Origin of the sequence: Xanthomonas prunicola, from assembly GCF_025266575.1 — a bacterium.
Lineage (GTDB): Bacteria > Pseudomonadota > Gammaproteobacteria > Xanthomonadales > Xanthomonadaceae > Xanthomonas > Xanthomonas prunicola.
Window position 1 is genome coordinate 1238394 of the sequence record NZ_CP096142.1, and the last position, 24981, is coordinate 1263374.

The 24981-nt window shown below is 64.1% G+C and carries 18 protein-coding genes and 1 pseudogene; 7 read left to right on the forward strand and 12 right to left on the reverse strand.

Annotated features, from left to right (window positions below; translation table 11 throughout):
• Window positions 1–101: 101 nt before the first annotated feature.
• Complete coding sequence (locus tag M0D43_RS05240) at window positions 102–674, reverse strand: TetR/AcrR family transcriptional regulator (protein WP_252163815.1); 573 nt, start codon at window positions 672–674, stop codon at window positions 102–104.
• Window positions 675–806: 132 nt separating this feature from the next.
• Here M0D43_RS05240 and M0D43_RS05245 point away from each other — a divergent pair, with 132 nt between their 5' ends.
• Window positions 807–1880, forward strand: a complete 1074-nt coding sequence (locus tag M0D43_RS05245; protein ID WP_252163816.1) for an NAD(P)-dependent alcohol dehydrogenase — start codon at window positions 807–809, stop codon at window positions 1878–1880.
• A 276-nt stretch (window positions 1881–2156) separates the two neighbouring features.
• Here the strand turns inward: M0D43_RS05245 and M0D43_RS05250 are convergent, their stop codons facing one another.
• Both M0D43_RS05250 and M0D43_RS05255 read right to left on the reverse strand, forming a co-directional pair.
• Window positions 2157–4688, reverse strand: coding sequence for an excinuclease ABC subunit UvrA (locus M0D43_RS05250; protein ID WP_260808012.1), 2532 nt, complete (start codon window positions 4686–4688; stop codon window positions 2157–2159).
• 252 nt (window positions 4689–4940) lie between these two features.
• Window positions 4941–5579, reverse strand: a complete 639-nt coding sequence (locus M0D43_RS05255; protein WP_252163818.1) for an HD domain-containing protein — start codon at window positions 5577–5579, stop codon at window positions 4941–4943.
• Between the two features lie 149 nt (window positions 5580–5728).
• Here M0D43_RS05255 and M0D43_RS05260 point away from each other — a divergent pair, with 149 nt between their 5' ends.
• Window positions 5729–6475 (forward strand): EAL domain-containing protein, encoded by a 747-nt coding sequence (locus M0D43_RS05260; protein ID WP_252163819.1) that lies wholly within the window; start codon window positions 5729–5731, stop codon window positions 6473–6475.
• Between the two features lie 157 nt (window positions 6476–6632).
• Here the strand turns inward: M0D43_RS05260 and M0D43_RS05265 are convergent, their stop codons facing one another.
• The 3 genes from M0D43_RS05265 to M0D43_RS05275 form a co-directional block, all read right to left on the reverse strand.
• Window positions 6633–6938 (reverse strand): UBP-type zinc finger domain-containing protein, encoded by a 306-nt coding sequence (locus M0D43_RS05265; RefSeq protein WP_252163820.1) that lies wholly within the window; start codon window positions 6936–6938, stop codon window positions 6633–6635.
• The gene (locus M0D43_RS05270; protein WP_252163821.1) at window positions 6935–8644 is read right to left on the reverse strand and encodes an FAD-dependent oxidoreductase; all 1710 of its coding nucleotides are present in this window, start codon (window positions 8642–8644) and stop codon (window positions 6935–6937) included. Before M0D43_RS05270 ends, M0D43_RS05265 begins: the two co-directional genes overlap by 4 nt.
• A gap of 227 nt (window positions 8645–8871) precedes the next feature.
• Window positions 8872–9501, reverse strand: a complete 630-nt coding sequence (locus tag M0D43_RS05275) for an alpha-ketoglutarate-dependent dioxygenase AlkB (protein WP_252163822.1) — start codon at window positions 9499–9501, stop codon at window positions 8872–8874.
• 493 nt (window positions 9502–9994) lie between these two features.
• On the opposite strand from M0D43_RS05275, the gene M0D43_RS05280 reads away from it, so the two are divergent.
• On the forward strand, window positions 9995–12355 hold the full coding sequence (locus M0D43_RS05280; RefSeq protein ID WP_252163823.1) for a GH92 family glycosyl hydrolase: 2361 nt from the start codon (window positions 9995–9997) through the stop codon (window positions 12353–12355).
• On the opposite strand, the gene M0D43_RS05285 is transcribed toward M0D43_RS05280, so the two are convergent.
• Entirely contained in the window at window positions 12349–12549 is a 201-nt protein-coding gene (locus tag M0D43_RS05285; RefSeq protein ID WP_252163824.1) for a hypothetical protein, read from the reverse strand. The two genes, M0D43_RS05280 and M0D43_RS05285, sit on opposite strands and share 7 nt — an antisense overlap.
• Before the next feature lie 188 nt (window positions 12550–12737).
• Between M0D43_RS05285 and M0D43_RS05290 the strand changes: the two genes are divergently transcribed.
• A complete protein-coding gene (locus M0D43_RS05290) occupies window positions 12738–13640 on the forward strand; it encodes an SDR family oxidoreductase (protein ID WP_252163825.1) in 903 nt (300 codons plus the stop codon).
• Between the two features lie 273 nt (window positions 13641–13913).
• Here M0D43_RS05290 and M0D43_RS05295 read toward each other — a convergent pair whose 3' ends face one another.
• The 3 genes and pseudogenes from M0D43_RS05295 to M0D43_RS05305 form a co-directional block, all read right to left on the reverse strand.
• Window positions 13914–15392, reverse strand: a complete 1479-nt coding sequence (locus M0D43_RS05295; RefSeq protein ID WP_252164964.1) for a glycoside hydrolase family 30 protein — start codon at window positions 15390–15392, stop codon at window positions 13914–13916.
• 159 nt (window positions 15393–15551) lie between these two features.
• Window positions 15552–15937 (reverse strand): annotated as a pseudogene (locus M0D43_RS05300) (NAD(P)H-hydrate dehydratase); the annotation flags it as partial.
• Window positions 15937–16725 carry a histidine phosphatase family protein gene (locus M0D43_RS05305; protein ID WP_252163826.1) on the reverse strand — a complete coding sequence of 263 codons (789 nt, stop codon included), beginning with the start codon at window positions 16723–16725 and terminating at the stop codon, window positions 15937–15939. The pseudogene M0D43_RS05300 and the gene M0D43_RS05305, both read right to left, overlap by 1 nt.
• 204 nt (window positions 16726–16929) lie before the next feature.
• Here M0D43_RS05305 and M0D43_RS05310 point away from each other — a divergent pair, with 204 nt between their 5' ends.
• Window positions 16930–17559: a TetR/AcrR family transcriptional regulator gene (locus M0D43_RS05310; protein WP_252163827.1), complete on the forward strand. Its 630-nt coding sequence runs from the start codon at window positions 16930–16932 to the stop codon at window positions 17557–17559.
• Window positions 17560–17622: 63 nt separating this feature from the next.
• Here M0D43_RS05310 and xopAV read toward each other — a convergent pair whose 3' ends face one another.
• On the reverse strand, window positions 17623–18399 hold the full coding sequence (gene xopAV, locus M0D43_RS05315) for a type III secretion system effector XopAV (protein ID WP_252164965.1): 777 nt from the start codon (window positions 18397–18399) through the stop codon (window positions 17623–17625).
• A 408-nt stretch (window positions 18400–18807) separates the two neighbouring features.
• Here xopAV and xopAU point away from each other — a divergent pair, with 408 nt between their 5' ends.
• Window positions 18808–20403, forward strand: a complete 1596-nt coding sequence (gene xopAU, locus M0D43_RS05320) for a serine/threonine protein kinase (RefSeq protein WP_260808013.1) — start codon at window positions 18808–18810, stop codon at window positions 20401–20403.
• 206 nt (window positions 20404–20609) lie between these two features.
• On the opposite strand, the gene M0D43_RS05325 is transcribed toward xopAU, so the two are convergent.
• Window positions 20610–20876 carry an XAC0095 family protein gene (locus tag M0D43_RS05325; RefSeq protein WP_252163828.1) on the reverse strand — a complete coding sequence of 89 codons (267 nt, stop codon included), beginning with the start codon at window positions 20874–20876 and terminating at the stop codon, window positions 20610–20612.
• A 575-nt stretch (window positions 20877–21451) separates the two neighbouring features.
• On the opposite strand from M0D43_RS05325, the gene hsdR reads away from it, so the two are divergent.
• A complete protein-coding gene (gene hsdR, locus M0D43_RS05330) occupies window positions 21452–24925 on the forward strand; it encodes a type I restriction-modification system endonuclease (RefSeq protein WP_260808014.1) in 3474 nt (1157 codons plus the stop codon).
• Window positions 24926–24981 lie beyond the last annotated feature (56 nt).

Consider the following 24981-nt stretch of genomic DNA (forward strand, 5'->3'; position numbering starts at 1 on the left):
ATTCTGTGCATTGGGCCCGTTGTTTCATTACACCGCTACTGCCTGCGCACTCTGTGCGGCACTGCATTGGCTGACCAATGCAGCAGATGCCACCCACCCAATCAGCGCCGCGCAGTGTTCTTCTTGACTGGTGTCTCGGTACGACCCGCACGCACCGTGGCCATGGCCATGGTGATCAGCCCGGCAATCAAACGACGCAAGACCGCCTCGTTCTCGGCCGACGCTTTCAGGCTGGTGGTCGCAAGCCGCAGGATGTAGGCCAGATCGGCGGCCGACATTGCGCTGTCATTGCGCACATGCGGGCGCAACAGCTGCACCAGCGTGTCTTCCAGCTGCTGGTAAAGCGCATCCAGTGCATCGGGTGCATACACGCCGCAATTGGCCACCAGATCCATGCCGTTTTCCGAATCGATCACCGCCGCCACCGGTTCCAGCACCCAGATATCGAACAGATGCTGCAGCTGGGTCTGCAGATCCTGTGTGTCGCGCACGCGTTGCGCGGTTTCGGCCGTGCAAAACGCCTGCTGGCGTGCGACCTGCGCGGCGAAGATCGCCTCCTTGTTGGCAAACGCGGCATACAGCGAGGGCCGCGACATCTGCGTGGACTGCGCAATATCGCTCATGCTCACCTTGCGGTAGCCATGACGCAGGAAAAGCTGCAACGCCGTGTCCATGACACGCTCTTCCTTGCTGAGGGCAGTCGCAGGATGCGCGACGGACGAGGAATTCGGCGACTTTACACTTGACATTATTTGTAAATAAGTAAATATTACAGGTTCCGCAAATTGTAAAGCACAACCGTCGCCATGACCTCAGCGCACACGCCCTCTGCTGGCCTCGCTCGCCCCACCCGCGCCTACGCCGCGCTCGAAAAAGAAGGCCCCCTGGTGCCCTGGCAATTCGAGCGGCGTGCCGTACGCCCCAACGATGTGGCGATCAAGGTGCTGTTCTGCGGCGTCTGCCACTCGGACCTGCACTCGGTGAACCACTGGGCCAGCGAATACCCGTTGGTGCCCGGCCACGAGATCGTCGGCGAAGTCATCGAGCTCGGTGCACAGGTCGGCGGCTTCGCGCTGGGGCAAACCGTCGTGATCGGCACCATCGTCGATTCCTGTCGTCACTGTCCGCCCTGCCAGGCGCACGACGAAACGTACTGTCGCGAGTTCCCCACGCTCACCTTCGATGGCGTGGACCGAGTCGATGGCAGCCGCACACGCGGCGGCTACTCGGAGTTTTATGTGTCCGACGCGCGCTTTGTCTACGCCTTGCCCGAGGGCCTGGACCCCGCTGCCGCCGCGCCATTGTTGTGCGCGGGCATCACCACCTTCGCGCCACTGCATCGGTACGGCATTGGCCCCGGACACACGGTGGGCGTGGTCGGCATCGGCGGGCTTGGCCATCTGGGCGTCAAGTTCGCGCGTGCGATGGGCGCACACGTGGTCGCCTTCACCACCTCGCCCAAAAAAGCCGCCGAAGCGCAGCGCCTAGGCGCGCACGAAGTGGTGCTCTCCACCGATCCGCAGCAGATGCAGGCGCAGGCCTTCCGCTTCGATTTCATCCTCGACACCGTCTCGCGTCGCTATCCGTTGAACGCGATGCTGCTGGCATTGAACCTGGACGGCACGCTGTGCTCGCTGGGCCTGCCCGACCACTTGGACTTCCGCCCGGTACTGCTCGCGATGGGTCGCCGCAAGCTAACCAGCTCCGGCACCGGCGGCACCGCCGATACCCAGGCCATGCTGGCGTTCTGCCAACAGCACAACATCGTGGCCGATATCGAACTGATCCGCATGCAGGACATCAACCACGCCTTCGCACGCGTGCAAGACAACGATGTGCACTACCGGTTCGTGGTCGATATGCAGGCGTCTGTGCTGTAGATCTTCAAACGGCAACTCGGCATCGTCCTGCGCGGCGCAGACTTGCTGTGTATCGGCCAGGCATTGAAGCCGACCGTGGCGCCGGAAGTGTTCGATCTGTGGGTGGCACCTTCGGCCGATGCAGCGGGCGTCTTGGCGAGCATTGAATCGATGGCCTAAGCGCGACGTTCAGTGCGAACAGCGATCGCCACACTCGGCACACGCACTCAATTGGTCAGGACACGACTGCGCGAAAAGTGGCGACGCAGCACATCCTCGACCAACTGTTTCGGCCGCTTATTCCCCGCGCAACACCTGTAGCAGGAACGGTGCAGTGCGGCTACCGCGATGACGCGCCACGACATCCGGGGTTCCGGCCACCACGACATTGCCGCCCGCGCCGCCCGCGCCCGGGCCCATGTCCAGCACCCAATCGCTGCTGGCTGCCACGCGCATATCGTGTTCGACCACGATCACCGTGTTACCTGCGTCGACCAGCCCTTGCAGCTGGGCCATCAAGGTATCCACATCGGCCGGATGCAGGCCGGTGGTTGGTTCGTCCAGCACGTAGACAGTGTCGCGTCGCTGTGCGCGTTGCAGCTCGGTAGCGAGCTTGATGCGTTGCGCTTCGCCACCGGACAGTTCGGTGGCCGGCTGGCCAAGGCGCAGGTACCCCAGCCCCACTTCGCGCAACGCCTGCAGCGGACGCAGCACGCTGGCGTCGTCGACGAAGAACACGGCCGCCTGCTCCACCGTCATCTCCAGCACCTGCGCGATGTTTTTACCGCGCAATTCAATCTCCAGCGTCTTGGCGTTATAGCGCGCGCCGTGGCAGGTGGGACACGGTGCATAGACGCTGGGCATGAACAGCAATTCCACATTCACCGAGCCTTCGCCCTCGCAGGTAGCGCAGCGGCCCTTGGCCACGTTGAAGGAGAATTGGCCCGGGTCGTAGCGACGCCGACGTGCAGCAGGCGTGGCCGCAAACAGCTTGCGCACGGGATCGAACAGCCCGGTGTAAGTGGCCAGATTGGAGCGCGGCGTGCGACCAATGGGTTTTTGATCCACACGCACTAGCCGGCGTACCTGCTCCAGCCCGGCGACAATTGCGCCACCCAACGGCACCTGCGTGCCGCGCTCCAGCGGATCCAGTGCTTCGTCTTCTTCTGCCTGTGCCTGCCCCAGATGGGCAGCTAGCAATTCAACAAGCGCCTGGCTCACCAAGGACGATTTGCCTGAGCCGGACACGCCGGTGACGGTGGTAAACACGCCCAGCGGCAGATCCACATCCAGCGCACGCACGTTGTTGCGCGTGATGCCGCGCAGCTGCAGCCAACCGCTCGCTGCGCGCGCATGGCTGCGCACCGGCGGCGGGGTGCCGAACAGATAGCGCCGTGTCGAAGAAGCCTGCACCTGCTGCAGCCCGGCGGGCGGGCCGCTATAAAGCACCTGCCCGCCATGCACGCCGGCAGCAGGACCAACATCCACAATCCAGTCTGCGTGGCGGATGACGTCCACTTCGTGTTCGACCACGAAAACCGAATTACCGGCCGCCTTGAGTTGATCCAACGCGCCCAGCAATGCCTGTGCATCGGCTGGATGCAAACCAGCCGACGGTTCGTCCATCACGTACACCACGCCGAACAATTGCGAGCGAATCTGGGTAGCAAGCCGCAGCCGCTGCAACTCACCCGGCGACAAGGTGGGCGTGCTGCGTTCCAGGCTGAGGTAGCCCAGACCCAGCGCCTGCACCACCTCGATACGCGCGCGAAGATCCGCAGCGATGCGTTGGGCGGCGATCACTTGTTCCGGATGCTGGCTCTTACCCTTGCGCGTACCTTTGGATGGCTTGGCTTCGGCCGCGGGGCGCAGCAACTCGGCCACCTCGTCCAGTGGCCGTCGCGACAGCTCACCGATATCCAGCCCGGCAAACGTGACCGACAAAGCCTCGCGGCGCAAGCGCTTGCCATCGCATTGCGGGCATTGCGTGCTGAGCAGGTAGTGCGCCACGCGCTTTTTCATCTGCGCGCTCTGCGTGGTGGCGAAGGTGTGCAGCACATAACGCCGCGCACTGGTGAAGGTGCCCATGTAACTGGGCTCTTCCTTGCGTTTGAGTGCGCGCTTGACCTCGGCCAGGCTGTAACCGGCGTACACCGGCACCACCGGTTGTTCGTCGGTGAACAAGATCCAGTCGCGGGTTTTCTTCGGCAACGTGTGCCACGGCACATCCACATCGTGGCCCAGCGTGGTGAGGATGTCGCGCTGGTTCTGCCCGTGCCAGGCGCCCGGCCAGGCGGCGACTGCGCGGTCGCGAATGCTCAGGCGGCTGTCGAGCACCATGGTCGCTTCGGTGGCGTCGTAAATCCGCCCCAAACCGTGGCAGGTGGGGCATGCACCTGCAGGCGTGTTCGGCGAAAAGCCATCGGCATAGATGATGTCCTGCCCCGGCGGATAATGGCCCGCACGCGAATACAGCATGCGTAGTGAGTTGGAGATGGTGGTGACGCTGCCCACCGACGAGCGCGCACTTGGCGCGCCGCGCGCCTGCTGCAAGGCCACCGCCGGCGGCAACCCATCAATGGCATCCACTTCCGGCACGCCGACCTGGTCGATCAGGCGCCGCGCGTACGGCGAGATCGAATCCAGATACCGCCGCTGCGCCTCGGCAAAGATGGTGCCAAATGCCAACGATGATTTGCCCGAGCCGGAAACGCCGGTGAACACCACCAGCGCGTCGCGTGGGATATCCACGTCCACATTCTTGAGGTTGTGTTCGCGTGCGCCACGCACGCGCACCAGACCAGTGGGAGAGGACGTTGCCTTTGACATGACTACCGAAACCAGAGATCGACAAGGCGCCAGCCTAGCGCGCGCGACATGCAGCCGGTGTAGCGATGCTGATCGGCCGCAGGCCACGCCCTGGCGGGACACGTGCGTCAGATGGCTTGGCGTGGCTAATCAGGCTGGGCGAGCAATCGCGGGATGGGCATGAACGACGCGGGGGGAACCACTGTGTCCACGTATGCCATGTCGATGCCCTCGCCCGTATGGCGGCGAGCGCAATCGTGTTGCTAGCGGCCCCTAGCCAAGCGCATGCGCAGGTGCCACTTGTTCGCCGGTGTCGGCCAGTGCTTGCATGCGCCTCACCACGCCACTGAACAGCCGTGCGGTGGCGGCATCGCGTATGCGAAAGATCTCCTCGAGCGCAGCGTAATACCACAGCGTGCCCTCGCGCCCGGCAGTGAACACGTTGAAGATGTCCTGGCCAACGGCAGGGTTTTCCAGGTCCTGCACGATGCTGCGCGCGTTATAGAGCTTGTCGCAGCCGGAGACCAGCAAGGCGCGCTCGGGCGTGTTGCGCAGGTGCTCAAGATAGGCCTGCTTGCGCTCGCGCCAATCGCGCTTGCGTGCACGCTCACTGTTGTCCACGTCGGCCTTGTCTTCGGCGGTGGCATCGGTGCATGCCATCACGATGTCGGCCACCGCATCGCCGAACTGCGCACGGATCGAGGCCTCGTGCCCGCCGCCGCAGTCTTCCACCACATCGTGCAGCAAGCCGGCGATGGCCTGCTCCTCATCGCCGCCGCATTCCAGCACCAGCGTGGAAACGCCGAGCAAATGGCTCAGATATGGAATCTGCGTGCCCTTGCGCACCTGTCCGGCATGGGCGATGCGCGCGTAATCCACAGCCAGGGCATAGCGTTCGGTGAGAGCGGTCATGGGGCGTCCGATGCGAGCGATGGCGCATTATCGCCGAGCCCGGCCACACGCAGGGTGAGGATGTTGCGGTGCGCAATCCGGGCTCAATGACACGCCACTACGGCCGATAGGATTAGGCTCGATCCACGCCGCACGATGGTGTCTACCTCATGACCCAAGTTCCTGTTTGCAACGCCTGCCGCGATGGCCAAGCATTTCCCACCGCCATCACCATGGCCTTCCAGCCGATCGTCGATGTCGCAAAGCGCAGCATCTATGCCGGCGAGGCATTGGTGCGCGGCATCAACGGCGAGTCGGCCGGCAGCATCCTGGCCGCGGTGGATGAGCGTAACCGGTATGCCTTCGACCAGGCCTGCCGCATCAAGGCGATCGAATGCGCTGCGCAAATCACGCTGCCGGCCCTGCTGTCGATCAACTTCATGCCCAACGCGGTCTACAACCCCGAGCACTGCCTGCGCGCCACGCTCTCGGCCACTGCGCAACACGGCTGGCCGCTGGACGCGATCATCTTCGAGGTCAGCGAGCAGGAACACCTCGCCGATCCCGCGCATCTGCTGGAGATCCTGCGCACCTACCAAGCGCGCGGCATGAAAACTGCCATCGACGACTTCGGCGCTGGCTATGCCGGGCTTGGCTTGCTGGCCGAGTTTCAGCCCGACCTGCTCAAGCTGGACATCGCCCTGATCCGCGGCATCGACACCGACCGCAGCCGCCAGGCCATCGTGCGCCACGTCACCCGCATGTGCGAAGAACTCGGCATCGCCGTCATTGCCGAAGGTATCGAACAACCCGACCAATACCGCACCCTGCGCGACATGGGCATCCACCTGCAGCAAGGCTATCTGTTCGCCAGACCGCAGATCGGCGCGCTGCCGCAGGTGCATTGGCCGGAGTGAGTTTGCGCGTGTGCGTCCCGATGGCGTGGCATTGAGCCACTTCTGCAGAAACACTCAAACCACGCACAGCGGCTTCACGGGAAAACAAAGCGCACCGAACGCGCTCTTACGAATCCTCACTCCCAACTCCCCGATCCCGGCGGCGCATCAGCGCCGCTCACACATACCGCGGAATCGGCCCCAGCTGCGGCGTGTGATCCGGCAGTTCCACTTCCACTTCGTCCGCATAGCACCAGCCCCAGCCTTCCGGCGGGTCGTAGCCTTCGATGATGGGATGGCCGGTGACATGGTGATGCGCGGTGGCGTGGCGGTTGGGCGAATCGTCGCAACAACCGACGTGGCCACAACTGCGGCACAGGCGCAGATGCACCCACTCGCTATCGATGGCCAGGCATTCTTCGCAGCCGCGCGCACTGGGCGTGACCTCGTTGATCTGATCGGTATGGCTGCAGGGTTGGCTCATGCGCTGGTCGACTCCTGGGTGGCGCTGGCAAGTTCGGAGACCGGCACCGGGTTGGACTGATGTGCGAGGTATTGATGGATCTGCGCAACCACGGCGGCGCCCTCGCCCACAGCAGCGGCCACGCGCTTGACCGACCCCGCGCGGACATCGCCGATGGCGAACACGCCCGGCCGATTGGTTTCCAGCGGCAGACACGCCGCTACGCCGTCACCGCGTGCCGTGCCGGTAATGACAAAGCCGCGCTTGTCGGTGTCCACGCAGTCCTGCAACCAGCCGGTATTCGGGTCTGCGCCGACGAACAGGAACAGGTGCCGCAACTCCACGCGCTCGGTTGCACCATCCTTGCGTGTGCGCAGCACCGCCGCCTGCAGTCCGCGCTCGGGGTCGCCTTCTAGCGCGGCAACTTCGGTGCCGGTATGCAGCTGCACATTGGGCAACGCGGCAATGCGCTCAATGAGGTATTGCGACATCGATGCTTCCAGCCCCTCGCCGCGAATGATCAAGTGCAATTGCTTGACTCGCGGCGCCAGGAACGCCACCGCCTGCCCTGCGGAATTGCCGCCGCCCACCAATGCCACCTCGCCGCCCTCGCACAGGCGCGCCTCCACCGGCGAAGCCCAGTACGAGACACCGTGGCCTTCGAAGCGCTCCAGTCCCTGGATCTCCGGGCGCCGGTAACGCGCACCCGAGGCGATCACCACGGTGCTGGCCAGCACCTGTTTGCCATCGGCAAGATCCAGCTTCAGCGCACCATCGTCTCGACTACATTCCAGCGTGGCCGCCTCGATCGGAATCGCCAATTCCGCGCCGAATTTCAACGCCTGGTTGTATGCGCGCCCGGCCAGCGCCTGTCCGGAAATCCCGGTGGGAAACCCGAGATAATTTTCGATTCGCGCCGAGGCGCCAGCCTGCCCACCGATGGCGCGTTGATCCAGCACCAGCACCGACAAGCCTTCGGACGCGGCATACACCGCCGTCGCCAGACCCGCAGGGCCTGCACCCACAATCGCCACGTCGTAGCGCTTGTGCGGGTCGATATCCGGGGTCATGCCCAGGCAATGCGCGGCCTCGGTATCGCTGGGCTGGCGCAGCACGCGACCGCTTGGGCACACCATCACCGGCAGATCGTGCTCCTGGATGCCCAGGCGCTCGACCAGCGCACGGCCGTCGTCGTCGGAGACGTCCATCACTGTGTTGGGATAGCCGTTACGCGTCAAAAAGCCCTGCAAACGGGTCAGATGCGGGTCGTCAGGCTCACCGATCAGGACCGAACCCGACGCATCGCCTTCGATCAGCCCGACCCGGCGCAGGATCAACGCGCGCATCACCACTTCGCCCACTTCGGCCGAACTGATCATCAGGGCGCGCAGATGCGCAGTGTCGAACGGCAACGCCAGGCAGCCCTCCTGGCCAGCACGTCCAGCTGCCAGCGATGCGCGCCCCGCCAGCTGACTCACCTCGCCAGTGAACTGGCCGGGGGTGTGCCGGGTAATCGGCTTTTCGTTGCCCAGTCCGTCGCGGCGCACCACCTCGATGGCGCCTTCCAAAACGACCCAGACCGGCGCGTGCGCATCGCCGACCTCGAACACGATCTGGCCGGCGTCGAACCGCTGCGCCGGCCCGCTGGCGAAGCGCCGCGTGGTCGCCAATTGGCCCGCGTCCAGCTCGGGAAACATCTGATGGTGGCGGGTGGCGTCCAGAGGCATGGATCGGCAGCGTTTGAAGGGGGTTGCATGCAAGCATGGCCAGTGGTGACGGCAATGGCAATCACCCGAAATGGGCAATGTCAGCCATGACGGACGCAGCACAGATGCAAGCGCACGCGAGTGGATGCCGCTGTCAAAGTAACGTGTTTGTCGCCCTGCACCAGCCAGCGCTCAGCCGAGCGCCACCGTGGAAACGGGAAAAGGGCAAACGGCCACAAGCGTGCGCGTTACCGCTGCGTCGACTGCCAATGCGGGCCATGCTGCCCGGCAGCCATACGCTCGGCCGGGCGCACGCGGAACACCACGCTGATGCGCTCCGCCACCGGGCGCGTGGTTTTGGCAATGCCGTGCGTATGCGTCAGCTGCGAGGCATGGCTCATCGCCAGCAGGCTCCCCGGTGCCAGCTCCAGCACAACTGCCCGTGTGCTCGCGTCATTAGCGCGCAGCTGCATCCGGCGCGTGGCACCCAGCGACAGCAGCGCAATCGGATGCGGCGCCACCAAGGTGTGCAAGGCGTCGTGATGCATCGCCACGCTGTCGCGCCCATCGCGATAGAGATTCAAGCCCACCGCGTTGTACGGCGCCGGGAGCACTGCCTGCACCGCGTCGAGCAAGCGCTGCAGTGGCAGAGCCGCAGGCAATGCGCCGTCTAGACGGTATGACGCCAGCAGGCGCGGCACGTCCACCACCCGGTCGTACATCTCGCGGCGCTGGCTGCGCCAATCGGCGCCATCGCGCAGCGCCGCGAATGCGTCCTGCGCCAGCGCAGGCGGCAGCAGCTGCGGCCAATAGCGCACGCCACCTTCACTATCGTCGAGCACCTGCAACGGTGCGATGGGAGCATCGAACAAATCCATCGACCTGAGATGTGGGCGCCGGCAGCCGATTTCAGCAGCAAGGTTCCATCATGCGCGACACCAGGCCGAGCAGTTCAGTTCCACGCTTCGGGGCTCGATGCGGGCGGTATCGATGTCGGCTGCGGCACGCGCGCGTCACTGAGCACGCACTACGCACCACTGATGAGTCCCGCGATCGCGACGCGTGCGAGCCTGGCGATGCTCGCCTTGCAGCTCGGTGAGTGGTGACATTCCGGGACTGCGCAGGTCCGTGGTTGCGTCGGTTTTGTCGGCACTTGTCAGGGCCACTGCAGCTAAGAAAGCGGGCCGAACGGATGCGGCGGACTTGAAACACGTTGCACGCCGCGGTGGATGCCCGTACACAGCTACTTGGATCACCGCATTCCAAACCAGCGAACCCAACCATTACAGCAAGTCCATCGCACCGCTTCGCTGTAGCGGGTACGTGCAGCTGTGCTACGGTCCGGCGCTGCATCCGCTTGGAGCATTCTGCATGTCGTCTCGGTTGATCGGCCCACGTCGGGTTCGTTGGCTGGCAGTGCTTGCCGCCGTCGTCGCATGTTCAAGCAACGCTGCGCCCCGCGCGCCGGTGGCTGCCTTCGACGCGGTGGATCCGTTCATTGGCACCGGTGGCGAGGGCCACACCTATCCTGGCGCCACGCTGCCGTTCGGCATGGTGCAATTGAGCCCGGATACGCAGATCAAACCGCGCAAGGAAGCCTACGGCTGGGCCGCCGGTTACCGGCATGGCGACACCACCATCGTCGGTTTTTCGCATACGCATTTTTCAGGCTCCGGGCATTCGGACCTGGGCGACATCCTGCTGATGCCGCAGGCCGGCGAGGCCAAGCTGGAACGCGGCGATGCCAGCAAGCCCGGCAGCGGCTATACCGCGCAGTTCGACCATGCCAGCGAACAGGCGCAACCTGGCTATTACGCGGTGACCTTGAAAGACCGCAACATCCGCGCCGAACTCACCGCCAGTGCGCGTGTGGGTGTGCATCGCTACACCTTCCCCGAGGGCGCACCGGCGCATGTACTGGTGGACCTGCGCACCAGCCTGTACGACTACCCCGGCAAGGTGCAGTGGTCGCGGCTGCGCGTGCACAGCGATGGCACGGTGACCGGCTTTCGCGAAACGCGCGGCTGGGCGCCGGGCCGGCAGTTGTATTTCGCCATGCGCTTCTCACGCCCGCTCACCGCCACGCAACTACACGACACCGAACAAGACATTGCATACAAGGGCTTTCCGCCGCCCGGCGAGAAGAATCCTGCGCAGCGCGCACAGATCGAAGGCCGGCAACTGGTTGGCGTATTCGATGTCGCCAACGATGGCACGCCGCTGGTGGTCACCGTGGCGCTGTCGCCGGTCAGCGAAGACGGCGCCATCGCCAACCTGCAGGCCGAAGTGCCGGACTTCGATTTCAACCGCGTTCGCGCCGATGCCCGCGCGCACTGGACCCAGGCGCTGTCAGCGATCGATGCGAAAGGCACACCGCAGCAACGCACCCAGCTCTACACCGCGCTGTATCACACCCTGCTCGGGCCAACACTGTTCATGGACAGCGATGGCCGTTACCGCGGGCCGGACAACGCCGTGCATCAGGCAGACGGCTGGACCAACTACTCCACTTTCTCGCTGTGGGATACCTATCGCGCATTGCATCCGCTGCTCACCCTGGTGCAACCGGCGCAACGCAGCAGCGATGTGGTCAATTCACTGCTCGCGTCGCGTCGCGAAAGCGCCTACGGCATCCTGCCGGTGTGGGCGTTCCACGGCCTGGAAACCTGGTGCATGATCGGCTACCACGCGGTGCCGGTGATTGCCGATGCCTACATGAAAGGCATCGGCGGCTTCGATGCCGACGAGGCGCTCGATGCCATGGTCGCCAGCGCCAACTACGGCCCCTACGACGGCATCGCGCAATACCGTGAGCTTGGCTACGTGCCCATCGACGAAGAAGGCGAGGCCGCGTCCAAGACGCTGGAATACGCCTTCGACGACTGGACCATCGCGCGCATGGCCGACAAACTCGGCAAGCGGGAGATCGCTGCCGAATTCAGCAAGCGTGCCAGCAACTGGAAGCACGCCTTCGACCCGGCCAGCGGCTACATGCGCGCGCGCACCCGCGCCGGCAACTTCCGCGAGCCGTTCGACCCTTCGGCCAGCGGCTATGGCAGCGACTACACCGAAGGCAATGCGTGGCAGTACTCGTGGTACGTACCGCAGGACGTGGCTGGGCTCGCCGCCGCACACGGCGGCGACGACAAACTACTGGCGCGCCTGGATGCGGTGTTCGATGCCAAGGTGGACCCTAAGGTCTTCGAGCACATGGAAGACATTACCGGCCTGATCGGCTGGTACGCACACGGCAACGAGCCCAGCCACCATGTCGCCTATCTCTACGCCTATGCCGGCCAACCGTGGCGCACCCAGGCGCGCCTGACCCAGATCATGCACAGCCAATATCACGCCGGCCCCGAAGGCCTGGCCGGCAACGACGACCTCGGCCAGATGTCGGCTTGGTACGTGTTCACCACACTGGGTTTTTATCCAGTCGCACCAGGCAGCAACCAGTACATCATCGGTCGCCCGTTCCTGCCGCGCGCCACGCTCAACCTGCCCAACGGCAAGCATTTCAGCGTGATCGCCGATGGCCTGAGCAACGCACGCGGCTACATCGGCAGCGCCATCCTCAACGGCCAACCGCTAACCCGCGCCTACCTCACGCACGCAGACATCCAGGCCGGCGGCGAGCTGCGTTTTCGCATGCAGGCCACGCCCAACACGCAATGGGCCACCGATCCGGCCCAGCGGCCGTATTCGATGTCGACGCCTGCATCGGCTCAGTAGTAGATCGCCATCCGCAGCCCGCAGGTACCGCGTTCCACCACCGTCGGCAGACTGCCGGCGGTGCCTGCGGTGATGCGCTGCGCGCTCTCGGCTACCGTTGCGTAATACGCAAACGCCAGCGCATCGTCGGCCTCCCACACGGCAATCCATCCGCTGCGTGCACCGTCCACGCCCACACAAGCGTGTCGTTCCACGTCTCCGATCTCGCCAAAGGAATGCACCGATTGACTGCCATGTGTTGCAACGTGCCTGTCCTGCGTCGCGCGTTCACATGGCGCACAACATTTATTCACCCGTGCGCATCATCGCCGTTCTCACACTGGCTTGCATCGGCACGCTGTTAAGGGCGTGCCGCGCCATCCCCCAATGCAGGAGCCAGTGCATGTCCAGCACCAAGAACCAGTACGCAATGCAGAACCCGCTCACCCAGTTTCCGCAGCCCAAGTTTCCCGAGCAGACCCAGGAAGCACCGGGCACCATCCATGCATTGCAGCCAAAGGCCGACCACGGCGAGCAAAGCTACCAGGGCTTCGGCCGCCTGAAGGGCCGCAAGGCGCTGATCACCGGCGCCGACTCGGGCATTGGTCGCGCTACTGCAATCGCCTACGCACGCGAAGGCGCCGACATTGTGCTGAACTACCTGCCGGAAGAAGAGCAGGACGCCGCGGAAGTGGTGAAGTTGATCCAGGCCGAAGGCCGCAAAGCCATCAGCATCCCCGGCGACCTGAAGGACGAAGCCTTCTGCAATGCACTGGTGGCACGCGCGGTCAAGGAGCTCGGCGGGCTGGACCTGCTGGTCAACATCGCCGGCAAACAGACCGCAGTCAAAGACATCGCCGACATCACCACCGAACAGTTCGACGCCACCTACAAGACCAACGTCTACGCGATGTTCTGGCTGTGCAAGGCGGCCATCCCGCATCTGCCGCCAGGCGCGTCCATCATCAATACCGGCTCGATCCAGTCGTATCAGCCCTCGCCCACCCTGCTCGACTATGCCTCCACCAAGGCGGCCATCGTCAACTTCACCAAGGGGTTGGCCCAGCAGGTGGCCGAGAAGGGCATCCGCGTCAACGCCGTCGCACCCGGCCCGGTATGGACCCCACTACAGCCCAGCGGTGGTCAGCCACCGGAAAAGATTCCCGAGTTCGGCTCGGAAACCCCGCTCAAGCGTGCCGGCCAGCCGGTCGAGATGGCACCGCTCTACGTCATCCTGGCTTCGCAGGAATCCAGCTACGTCACGGGCGAAGTATTCGGTGCCACCGGCGGTCTGCTGCTGTCGTAAGCCAGCTGAAAACGGACTTTCAGCGTCACGCCACCGGAACCCTTGCCGATCGCTGGTGTGCAGCGATCGGCAAGGGTTTCTTCGGTGGCGTTTTTGATACTGACGGCTGCATCAACCGGCGATGCATCAGGAGGGTGGATGCGCCGCGTCGTTCGACCGGTCACTCAAGCCGATTTCAAGCGCATGTAGCCCCCTTCTCCCACCGGGAGAAGGTGCCCGAGGGGCGGATGAGGGTACGCAATCTCCCAACAACACTGCGACCGGCATCCACGCCTACTGCGTCATCACCACCGTCTGGATCGCATGCGCCGGAATCTCCAACTCGCTGGATGCGTCGCCCACATACAGGTTGTAGCGGATCGCCACGTCGCTGGCATTCATCACCACCGTCGCCAGTGACCCATCGCGATTGGCGAATGCAGTGGTCATCAGATTGCTCCGGCTGCTGGCCGCACTGACCCGCCGCGCACCGGGACGGATGAACTTGGAAAAGTGGCCGATATACCAGTAGCTAGGCGTATAGATCACCTCGCCGGTACGCGTGTCGGCATGCACCGGTGCGAAGCAGTAGTTGCCCACATGATTGGGGCCGCCGTTCTGGTCGAGCAGGATGTTCCAGTCGGTCCAACCCACCGCCCCATGATTGAGGTCGTTGATGATGGCGGTGCCATAGCGCTCGCCATTGGGCCAGTACTGCAACTTGGCGGGGTCGAACTTTTCCACCGCCGCTTCGGTCAGCAACAGCGGCTTGTCCGGGTACGCCTGCGCCACCGCTGCGACGTTCTCCACCATCGGCGCGAATCCGGCCCAGGTTTCGTACCAATGAAAGCCCATGCCCCACGCGTATTTCGCCGCGTCCGGGTCGTCGAAGATCACATGCGCGCGGTGCAGCATCATGTCGCGGTTGTGGTCCCACACGATGATCTTGCGGTCGCCATAGCCGGCGCTAGCCATGGTCGGGCCCAGGTGGTTCTTCAAAAAGTCGCGTTCTTCCTCGGCGGAAAACACCATCGACTCCCAGGTCTGTACCGCCATCGGTTCGTTCTGCAGGCTGATGCCCCAGATCGGGATGCCCGCCTTTTCGTAGGCGGCAATGAAGCGCGTGTAGTACGTGGCCCAGGCCTGCGCATACTGTGGCAACAGCTTGCCGCCCTTGAGCATCGTGTTGCTGTCTTTCATGAAGGCAGGCGCACTCCACGGGCTGGCAAACGTGGTGAGCGTGCCGCCGGCCGCCGCGATGGCCTGGCGCAACATCGGGATGCGGTATTTCGCATCGTGGCTGACCGAAAAGCTCTTCAGCGCGGCATCGCCTTGCTTGATGTAGGTATAGCTGCCGCTGCTGAAGTCCGAGCTATGGATGGTGGTGCGCGCCAACGTATAGCCAATGCCCTTTTGCGGATCGTAGTAGGCGGTGAGCAAGGCACGCTGCGCACGCTTGGGCAGCTTGGCAAAGGTCTCTGCGCTGGAATCGGTGATCGCACCGCCGATGCCCAGCACTTGCTGAAATTGCCGTTGCGGATTGACGAAGATGGAGTTTTCTTTCTCGGTTAGCGCATGCCCTGCGGCAGGAGCGACAACCGTGCTGATGCGCATCTGCTGCGTTGCGCCTTGCGAGGTTGTGTAGACGCGTAATGCGCCATCACGGCTCGCCGCCGGTGAGGTTTCATCTGCCGCCGTTGTCGTTGCGGCGGATGCAACAGCCGTCGCTGCTGCATTCGCGCTGCTCACCGTGCTCAGCCCCATGCCTAACATCCCCGCCACCAACCACGTCATCGCTCGCTTCACCGCACCCTCTCCCAGGTAGATGGCGCCAGCCTAACCGACCAACGCGCTGCACCATCGCCAAGCAAACGAGCGCAAGCGCAATGCATTTTGAAATCAGTTCTTCCTTCTCCCATCGGCAGAAGGTGGCGCGCAGCGCTTGACCAGCGCCGCCGTTGTCGTCGTCGACGCCATCCCCGGTCCGATCACCGCTGCACGCACACCGCCAGCGCAGCGTCCAATGCACGGTGCCCGCGCATGATCTCACCCTGTCCGTTCTGCCCCAAGCCCAGCACCAATGCCTCCGGCACCGCCAGGGCCACTGCCGACGCCACACGCGCAGCGGTGGCAATCTGCAACTTGCCTGCGCCCGCGCGCAGCGCGGCTTGGACGGCCAGCAATGCCGCGCCAGGCACGCACATCGAGCCGCCCACCATCAGCGCGCGACCACGCTGCTCCTTGTCGCCGCCAGGCGATGGGAGTGGCATCGCACGCAGTGCAGCAGCGGTCAGGGTGCGAATGCGTGCGGCAGCCATCAACGCGCGCCGGCCGGGCGATCGGATTCGGTCGTCACCGGCTCATCGGCCAGCTCTGGCGGGACGAACTTGGTGCGCACCAGGTGCAGCGATTGCCCATCGGCCGCGGCCGCATATTCGGTGACGCCACAATTGGGCACGTCGCCTTCGCGGTCGATGGCCAGGATGGTGCCCTCGTCCATCCGCTCGATCAGGTAGCGGAAGCAATTGACGATCACCTGATGCCCCACGATCAACACGCGCGCACCCACATGGTTGCGCTGCAGATCGCCCACGATGCTGCGCAGGCGGAAAATCACATCGCACCAGCTCTCGCCACCGGGCGGGCGGAAATAGAACTTGCCTACCAAATTGCGCTGCTCGAACAACGCCGGAAACGTCTCACGAATGCCCGACGTGGTGTAGCGGTCGAGCACGCCGAATTCCTTCTCGCGCAGCCGCTCGTCCACGCTCACTGCATCGGCCGGCTGCCCGAGCGCGCGTGCAACCGCAGCGGCAGTCTGGCGTGCCCGCACGTAGGTGGAACTCAAGATCAATGTGGGGCGCTCGTGCTCGGGCAACCCGGCCATCCAAGCGCCCAAAGCCTCGGCCTGGCGCTCACCCAACGCCGATAGCGGAATATCCGCATCACGGTGCTCCAGGTCGATCAATGCTGCCCCATTGGACTCGGCCACATCGCGCGCCACGTTGCCCGCACTCTGCCCATGCCGCACCACCCACAACCGCGCCGGCCACTGCGCCGACACTCCTGCAACCGCACTGTTCTCACTCACACCCGTCTCCTGCATCACGTCGGCACCACGTGTCGCACAGCCACCGTGAACAGCTGGTCGACCATGCATGCGGCCACGCCGCTGCGCCACCGGTGTCATCCATGCGCCGCACACAGCGCACGCAGCAACGGACATGCGCTACGGCACGGGCCAGCGCAGATCCAACGGATGCGTCCCCCTGTCTCGGTATACTGCAGGCCCCCGACACACCGCTCGCCCATGTCCAACGTCCTTCAGCTGCGCACCGCAAAACAGCGCGAAGAGCTCCTGGTAGACGACGTACTGGACGCCGCCGAACGCTGCATCGACGAGATCGGCCTCTCAGCCACCAGCTTCGAACTCATCGCAGAACGCACGCGTCTGTCATGCGGCAGCCTGCTGCAACGTTTCGAAGACAAGGACGCGCTGGTGCGCGCACTGCTCGAACGCAATTACATGCGCGCCATCCGCCAGATGTGGATGGTAGAACACCCGGCCAACGTCCATGTGGTGGATTTCATCGCCGGCCTGCTCGAAGACTGCCTGCTGCAGGAAATCAACATCAAGCGCACCCGCATCGACCTGGAACTGCACCTGGCCACCCTGCGCGACCCGGTGCTGGCCGCCTTCATGCGCAGACAGAGCGCATCGCTGATCGAACACCTCAGCGCCCTGCTCAAGCGCCTGCTGCGCGGCCACGCCGACCCGGCCAGCAGCGAACAGGAATTCCAGGCCCGCGTCTTCGCCGTCGCCGCCATGTGCGGCGGCCTGCACAGCGTGATGACCAGCGGCATGGAACTCAACCGCATGCATTTGCAGTTGATCCTGCGCGAGAGTTTGTCGGGCATCCTCAAGTCGGCGCCGGTGTAATTCTGAAGCAACACCTGCTCGGCGATTGCGGGCCGCGCTCCCGGCATCTTGCAGGCAGGTCGCTCAATCTGCCGACGACGTGGACGCCTCTTCCGTTGCACGGGCCCTGGCTGCCTGCAGGAGCCGAGTGACCAGACCGTGCGCATCGTCGCCAGCACCGCTTGCTGCCTTCCACAGTTCCGGCGGCAGACGGGAACGCTCGACCGTCATGAGGTGCATCAGATCCCTGGCCAATGCCAGCCGCTCGCCTTCGTCCATGTCAGGCCCAGGAGGGTCAGCGTCCGATCTGGTCACCATGTCGACCGCCTCATCCAGGCGGGCCTCGGTCGTTCCCAACTCGCTTGCCCGCTGCGCCTTCGTCGGCACTTCGTACCGGCGGGCCTGCGCCTCCACGTAACGAGCGGCCATCACATCGGCCAGCCTCATCCCCAAGAAGGCGGCCAGCGCTCCCACTGCCTGACAGCCACTGACCACAGCAAAATTCTTGTAATACAGATCATCGTTGAGATAGCCGTACGCCGCCGCGGCAGGTGCCTGGAGTGCCGCAAACCCTCCGCATACAGCAGCCCCGGCGGCGCCCACATATGCGATCGAGCGTCCCGCATTGGCGAGGTGGACACCACGAGGCGTGCCAGGCGCCATGAGCCGCGCCTCGCGGACGGGCCGGCGTGGCAGGCTCTGGGCCAGTTGTGTGTTGGCATGCGGGTCGCTGGCCGGTGCAGACGGGCCGGCATCTGCCACGGTCGTGCCCTCTTGCTGCTCGCGCCTGGCGCCTCGGCGCGTGGCGGACGTCAATGCTAAAGGTTGCATAGTCACCTCTCCGCGATCGATGCACGCCATTGTCCCCCAGCGTGATCGGGCATGACGCATCCGGCCGAAAAACCATTGCCGAACACGAAACAAGCGGCGCTGCGCATGCCAAAGCGCAGAAGCGGTCCACGTCCGCACCACCACATCGCCGCAGGCAAACGCGCGCGATGGCTGGCGATCGCGTCGAAATCGAGTGTTCGTCACCACCGCCGGCGCCGATCCCGCGCGCCAGATGCCAAGACCTGCGGCACTGGCGCAACTTCGCCAACGCTTGCACTGCTTCGTTCATTGCGCCCTACGCACGCATCACTGCCTCAATCATGATGCGGGTGATGCAGCCGGCATCGCTGCTGAGTGGCTCCTGGTGCCAGTGAGCTCACTCCGGCTGCCGCATGCCACGCGTTGCAAGCGAACCGCTAGAGCCACCTCCCCTGATCGTTGACCACACTGTCCTCGACGATGAAACAGATCTCCGGCAACCTCACGCTCCCTTCCACGGCGCTGCGCGCAGACGCAGAGCGCGATGCGCCCGAAACTGCACAGGCGCCCGAGCAACACACCCCACCCCATCCCGTCGCAGACCATCCGCTCAACCTGCTGGAAAAAAGAAGAAGCACCACCGGTGTGCTCGCGGACGAAAGTTCGCGCCTGCAGGTCGTGGTGCCCCGCATGCAGGCATCGTTGGCACCGCAAACCTGGTCGTCATCCAGCAGCGATTCGCCAACGACGCCTGTCACCGGCCGCAGCCCTCGTCTGGGCCCGCAGCCCGGCTCACCGACGTGGGCCTGCCTGCTGGAGACGCCGGCGCACACATCGGCCCTTGCGGGCGCCGACAGCAGCGACGCATTCCAGAACTTGCGCAACGCACGGCGGCTGGTAAGCGACATGCGCCATGCCCGCCACCACGTCGTGCTGAGCCCGCGTTTGGTGAAATCGCTGACCAGCCGATCCGAACGCCCGGACTTGATCCAGAAGCTATCGGCCTTGAGGCCCGGCGCCTTGGATGTAGACAGTGGTTTTCTCAAAGTGGCACTGGAAACCGGATACGAAGGCACTACAGGAACGCTGGACGCAATGCCAACCGTCGGCACCGGCGCATCCGCCTCGACCTACGCGGTTCGGCTGGCCGAAGATCTCTGGCAGGGCGGGCAAAATTGCGGACGCGACTTCATCTTCAAGGCCTTGTTGTGCACGGACCCGCAACGGCCGATCCCACCGACACTGTGCGACCCTGCCACCGTTGCAGACGCACCGGCGCTGCAGGAACGGATCGCTGCGCGCAAAGCCATGATCTTCCAGGAGTATCAAATGATCAGGTCGGTGGATGCGGTGCCGTATATCGTCCACGCCCACGGCGTGGTGCAGATCGAACACACCTTCGGAATTTTGCTGGAAAAAATCGACGGCATCAGCGTGCGCAGCATGATTGGCCGCGCACGCATAGCGCTGCAACAAGGCGCCATCACCGCCATGGAGTATCTCGGCCTGGCCCGGCAGCTGATGGCCGATGTCCTGGTGGGGATCGCCTGCTGCGAAGACGCCGGCATCGTGCATCAGGACATCTCGCACAACAACGTCATGTACGACCAACCCATGAAGATCTTTCGGCTGATCGACATGGGGCTCGGCTCAGAGGAAGGCGACCCTAACCGTGGCGGCACACCGGGCTTCTACGACTTGAGCACCCCTGCCAGGCATGCGCGCGACGTCTACAGCGTGGCGCAACTGCTGGTGCATGTGCTCAAGCGCCCCGACTACAACATGGGCATGATCGGGATCAATCGCGCCAAGACCGCAGACACGTTCCCTTTCATGGATGCGCTGCAGGCCCTCCCCGCCGATCACAAGTGCAACATCGTCCGCTTCTTCAACAGCATGCTGGACGATGGAACCGGCGAGCGTACCAAGGCCGAGGTCTTGCTGCGCGACCCTTTCTTCACCGAACCGCCGCTCCCGCGACGGGACCGGATTCATCGCACCTACGGACAACTGAAGCGCTTGCCTTCTTTTAGCAGCACCCTCGGCGACAGATGAGCGCGAACCGGTAGACCACGTAGTCTGTCGTGGCTGGGTTTAGAAGTGCGGGATTGAACAAGTGAGGCAAAGGCGCATGCACGTCCGCAGCCTCACCACTAACTGGGCATTCAATCTTCACCGGTTCTCACTGCCATCGATAAGGCAATTAGTGCATCTATTCGGCAGTGATCAAAACGGCAACAAGATCCAGTCGGCACAACACGTCATGGCGAGGGATGCGTGCCTTCGATGACAGCGCACTCCACATCGTCCAGCACCCGGCCCACCTGCTCGGCCAGTAGCTCCAGACAGACCGCCAACTCATCCATGCAGATAGCCGGCTGCCGCGCCCGCTCTTCGGCCTGCGTGCGTGGCTGCGCCAGGCGCGCCAGAAAGCGCATGTAGTCGCGCAATTGCTGCAAACGATATTGCGCGCCTTCTGGCAGGTAGTAGCCCGGGTGTGACTGCGCATCGCGTACAACGTCCGACATGGCCTGCTCCTCATTCCATGGAATCGCCCCCGCCCGCCGCAAAGCGACGGACGGGAAGTCGGGAGGCTCGAAACCGCTAACAGCCGGCGGGCGTATTCCCCTTGCGGGTGTTGTATTAGCCGCCCTCCCGACACAGGCATCGCGTCGGTTGCGTCTGCAAAAAGATGCAGGCACAAAAAACCCACCGGTTTGTCGGAGGTGGGTACCGCTGTTAGCGGAGTTTCGAGGCTCCGTAGAGTGATCGTGCTACTCCAGATTACCGTCGTCAAGGATTACCGCCGTCAAGGCCTTCGGCACCTGCAATTTCACATAGGCAGTAGACCCATTTCAAACGAATCATCAGGCAGAAGCATCCATGCTGCCGCCGAATTTCATCGCGGCAACGACTTAGTTGTCGACGAGACTGGGAATTCACAGGAAAAAATTGCGCAGTTGCCAACAAGGTCGCTGCGACGGCCCAAGCCATCGCATATCGGTCCATCGCATCCGGCGCTAGAATGACCACGGCAGTGTCGGTGACCTATGATGGCTGCCGCGAGATGCCATCCCGCCGGGCGCCAAGTACGGATACGCGTGTGACTGTCGACAGCAACTTTTCCTTCCTGCAGGAACACGATCCGGTCTTCTTCAAACTGGCCTCGATGGCCGAGCAGGTCTTTGCCAGCGATCCCAATACCACGCTGATCAAGCTCCGGCAGTTCGCCGAAGCGCTTGCCCAGGATCTCGCTGGGCGCGCCGGCATCATCCACGACCAACGGACGACCCAGGCGGATCTGATCTACCAGCTCGCACGCGAGCTGCGCCTGGACCGGCGGATCCAGGAGCTGTTCCACGTACTGCGGGTCGAGGGCAACAAGGCGACCCACGGCTTCACCACGCAGCACCGCGAAGCGATGGATGGCCTGAAGGTCGCCCGCGACCTGGCGGTCTGGTACCACCGGGCCTTCGGCAGGAACGCCGCCGAATTCAAGGCGGGTGCTTTCGTGCCCCCGAAGGATCCAGCCGCGCCGTTGCGTGAAGTGCAGGCCGAGGTCCATCGCCTGAAAGCGGAGCTGGATACCGCCCGCCAGCAACACGATCAGAGCCAGGCGCTCGCCGAACTCAAGAGCAGCGAAGCCAAGCTCAACGCCGAGCTCGCCGAAGCGATGGACGTCGAAGCGCGTGCGCAGTCGGCGCTGGCAGTCCAACGCGAACAGGAACTGCAACGGCTTCGCCAGGACTTCGAACAACGCATCGCCAGCCTGCAACGGCCGGATACCGCTCGCCAGGCCGCCACCCAACAGGTCGCCGGCGCCACCCAGCAGGCCAGCAACAACTTCGACCTCAGCGAAGACCTCACCCGCATCCTGATCGACCAACAGCTGCGCGAGGCCGGCTGGGAAGCAGACTCGCTCGACCTCACCCACGCCAAGGGCATCCGCCCGGAAAAAGGTCGTAATCTCGCCATCGCCGAGTGGCCCACCAAGGTGCCGCGCGCCAACGCCGACTATGTGCTGTTCGCCGGCCTCACGCCGGTCGCCGTCGTCGAGGCCAAGCGCAAGCAGATCAACATCGCCGACCGGATTCCCCAGGCCGAGCGCTACGCGCGCGACTTTGTGATGCGTGGCGAGCTGGCCCCCGCCTACCCGGCCCCCCCCTCGATCGCAGGCTGGGCCGACGGCCAGGGTAGCCATTTCCAGGTGCCGCTGGCATTCGCCTGCAATGGCCGTCCTTTCGTGAAACAGCTGGCCGAGCAATCGGGCATCTGGTTCCGCGACCTGCGCTCACCGGCCAATCTGCGGCGCCCGCTGCAGAAGTTCCACACGCCCGAGGACATCGCCGATCTGCTCACCCGCGATCGCGACCAGGCCGAGCGCGACCTGGCCCAGGAAGGTTTTGCCTACCTCAACCTGCGCGACTACCAGCAGCGCGCGATCCTGGCAGTGGAAGGCGCGCTGGCATCGGGCTCACGCAACTGCCTGCTGGCGATGGCGACCGGCACCGGCAAGACGCGCACAATGATTGGCCTGATCTACCGTTTGCTCAAGGCCGAGCGCTTTCACCGGATTCTGTTCCTGGTCGACCGCTCTGCGCTCGGCACCCAGGCCACCGAGACGATGCAGGACATGCAGCTTGAGCAGAACCAGACGCTGGCGCAGATCTACAACCTCGATGGCCTGGACGACACCCGCACCGCCGATGAGACCCGCGTGCAGGTCGCCACGGTGCAGGCCATGGTCCGGCGCATTTTCCAGTCCGATGACCCGCCACCGATCGGCACCTTCGACTGTATCGTCGTCGACGAGGCCCACCGCGGTTACACGCTCGACCAGGAAATGACCGACGGCGAGCTGGCCGTGCGCGACCACGCACAATACCTGTCGCAATACCGCCGCGTGCTCGACTACTTCGATGCCTGCCGTATCGGCCTGACCGCAACGCCGGCCAAGCACACCACTGAAATCTTCGGCAAGCCGATCTACACCTACAGCTACCGCGAAGCAGTGGCAGATGACTGGCTGATCGACCACGAGCCGCCCATCCGCTACACCACCGCGCTCGGCAAGAACGGCATCCACTTCGATCGCGGCGAGCGCGTCAGCGTCATCAACACGCAGACCGGCGAAGTCGATACCGCAGACCTGGAAGACGAACTCGATTTCAATATCGAGTCGTTCAACCGGCGTGTGATCACCGCAGATTTCGACCGGGTCGTCTGCGAGCAGCTTGTCATTGAACTGGACCCGGACGGCGAGGAAAAGACCCTGATCTTCTGCGTCAGCCAGCCCCACGCCGAACGCGTCAAGAACCAGCTGGACGAGGCCTTCAAACAGGTTCATGGCAATTACTACAACCAGGCCAGCGTCGCGGTGATCACCGGCAAAAGCGACAAGGTCGACCAGCTGATCCGCAACTACAAGAACGAGCGTCACCCCAATATCGCCATCACCGTCGACCTGCTGACCACCGGCATCGATGTGCCGCGTATCGCCAACCTGGTATTCATGCGCCGGGTCCGCTCGCGCATCCTCTACGAACAGATGAAGGGCCGCGCCACCCGCCGCTGCGACGACATCGGCAAGACCGTGTTCCGCATCTTCGATCCGGTCGATCTGTACGCCGCGCTCGAAGACGTCGACACCATGCGCCCGCTGGTCAAGGACCCCAACATCAGCATCGAGCAGCTGGTCCACGAGCTCGGCCAGCAGCGCAGCTTCGATGCCCCCGGCAGCAACGGCGGCAGCCATGCCGACGACGCGCTCGACCAGTTGAGCCAGCGCATCATGCGCGTGCTGCGCAAGGCCCAGCATCGCGCCGAGCAGCGCCCGGATCTGCGCGACAAGCTCAGCGAGCTGGAAACCTCCTGGGGCGTGGCGCCCGCCGTGCTGCACACCCACCTGCACAAGCTCGGCGCGCGCAATGCGGCCAGCTTCCTCCGCGAACACCCGCGCCTGGTGGAGCAACTGGCCGAAGTGGGCGTGCTGCTGGGCACGGACCGCTACCCTGTCATTTCCGAACACACTGACACCCTGCTCGAACGCGCACAGAACTACGGCGTCAACGAAGCCCCGGCCGATTACCTGGACAGTTTCAACGCCTTCATCCGCGAGCAGATCAATCAGTCCGCCGCGCTCAGCGTCATCGTCAACCGCCCCCGTGACCTCACCCGCGCCCAGTTGCGTGAGGTACGCCTGCTGCTCGACCAGCACGGCTACAGCGAGGCCCACCTGCGCGGCGCGTGGCGCGACAGCACCCAGCAGGAGGTCGCTGCCAGCATCATCGGCTACATCCGCCGTGCCGCGCTGGGCGAGGCATTGGTGCCGTTCGAGCAGCGTGTCGACAAGGCCATGCAGGGCATCTATGCCCAGCGCAGCTGGACGCCGGTGCAGCGGCGCTGGCTCAAGCGGCTGGCCCAGCAGTTGATACACGAGGTGGTGATGGACCGCGACACCGTACAACGCAACTTCAGCGGCGACGGCGGCGCCCTGCAGTTGGACCGCCTGCTCGATGGCCGGCTGGACCAAATCCTGGGCGATCTGGGCGAGCATCTGTGGGATCAGACGGGCTGAGTCGGTGGTTCACACTGGCGTATGAGCCGATTAACCGGGATAATCGGCTCATCCAA

What these genes read in the sequence shown, in the direction of transcription:
- M0D43_RS05240 (WP_252163815.1), bottom strand. Translation starts at nt 674, where the DNA reads ATGGACACGGCGTTGCAGCTTTTCCTGCGTCATGGCTACCGCAAGGTG.
- M0D43_RS05245 (WP_252163816.1), top strand. Translation starts at nt 807, where the DNA reads ATGACCTCAGCGCACACGCCCTCTGCTGGCCTCGCTCGCCCCACCCGC.
- M0D43_RS05250 (WP_260808012.1), bottom strand. Translation starts at nt 4,688, where the DNA reads ATGTCAAAGGCAACGTCCTCTCCCACTGGTCTGGTGCGCGTGCGTGGC.
- M0D43_RS05255 (WP_252163818.1), bottom strand. Translation starts at nt 5,579, where the DNA reads ATGACCGCTCTCACCGAACGCTATGCCCTGGCTGTGGATTACGCGCGC.
- M0D43_RS05260 (WP_252163819.1), top strand. Translation starts at nt 5,729, where the DNA reads ATGACCCAAGTTCCTGTTTGCAACGCCTGCCGCGATGGCCAAGCATTT.
- M0D43_RS05265 (WP_252163820.1), bottom strand. Translation starts at nt 6,938, where the DNA reads ATGAGCCAACCCTGCAGCCATACCGATCAGATCAACGAGGTCACGCCC.
- M0D43_RS05270 (WP_252163821.1), bottom strand. Translation starts at nt 8,644, where the DNA reads ATGCCTCTGGACGCCACCCGCCACCATCAGATGTTTCCCGAGCTGGAC.
- M0D43_RS05275 (WP_252163822.1), bottom strand. Translation starts at nt 9,501, where the DNA reads ATGGATTTGTTCGATGCTCCCATCGCACCGTTGCAGGTGCTCGACGAT.
- M0D43_RS05280 (WP_252163823.1), top strand. Translation starts at nt 9,995, where the DNA reads ATGTCGTCTCGGTTGATCGGCCCACGTCGGGTTCGTTGGCTGGCAGTG.
- M0D43_RS05290 (WP_252163825.1), top strand. Translation starts at nt 12,738, where the DNA reads ATGTCCAGCACCAAGAACCAGTACGCAATGCAGAACCCGCTCACCCAG.
- M0D43_RS05295 (WP_252164964.1), bottom strand. Translation starts at nt 15,392, where the DNA reads ATGTTAGGCATGGGGCTGAGCACGGTGAGCAGCGCGAATGCAGCAGCG.
- M0D43_RS05305 (WP_252163826.1), bottom strand. Translation starts at nt 16,725, where the DNA reads ATGCAGGAGACGGGTGTGAGTGAGAACAGTGCGGTTGCAGGAGTGTCG.
- M0D43_RS05310 (WP_252163827.1), top strand. Translation starts at nt 16,930, where the DNA reads ATGTCCAACGTCCTTCAGCTGCGCACCGCAAAACAGCGCGAAGAGCTC.
- xopAV (WP_252164965.1), bottom strand. Translation starts at nt 18,399, where the DNA reads ATGGCGTGCATCGATCGCGGAGAGGTGACTATGCAACCTTTAGCATTG.
- M0D43_RS05325 (WP_252163828.1), bottom strand. Translation starts at nt 20,876, where the DNA reads ATGTCGGACGTTGTACGCGATGCGCAGTCACACCCGGGCTACTACCTG.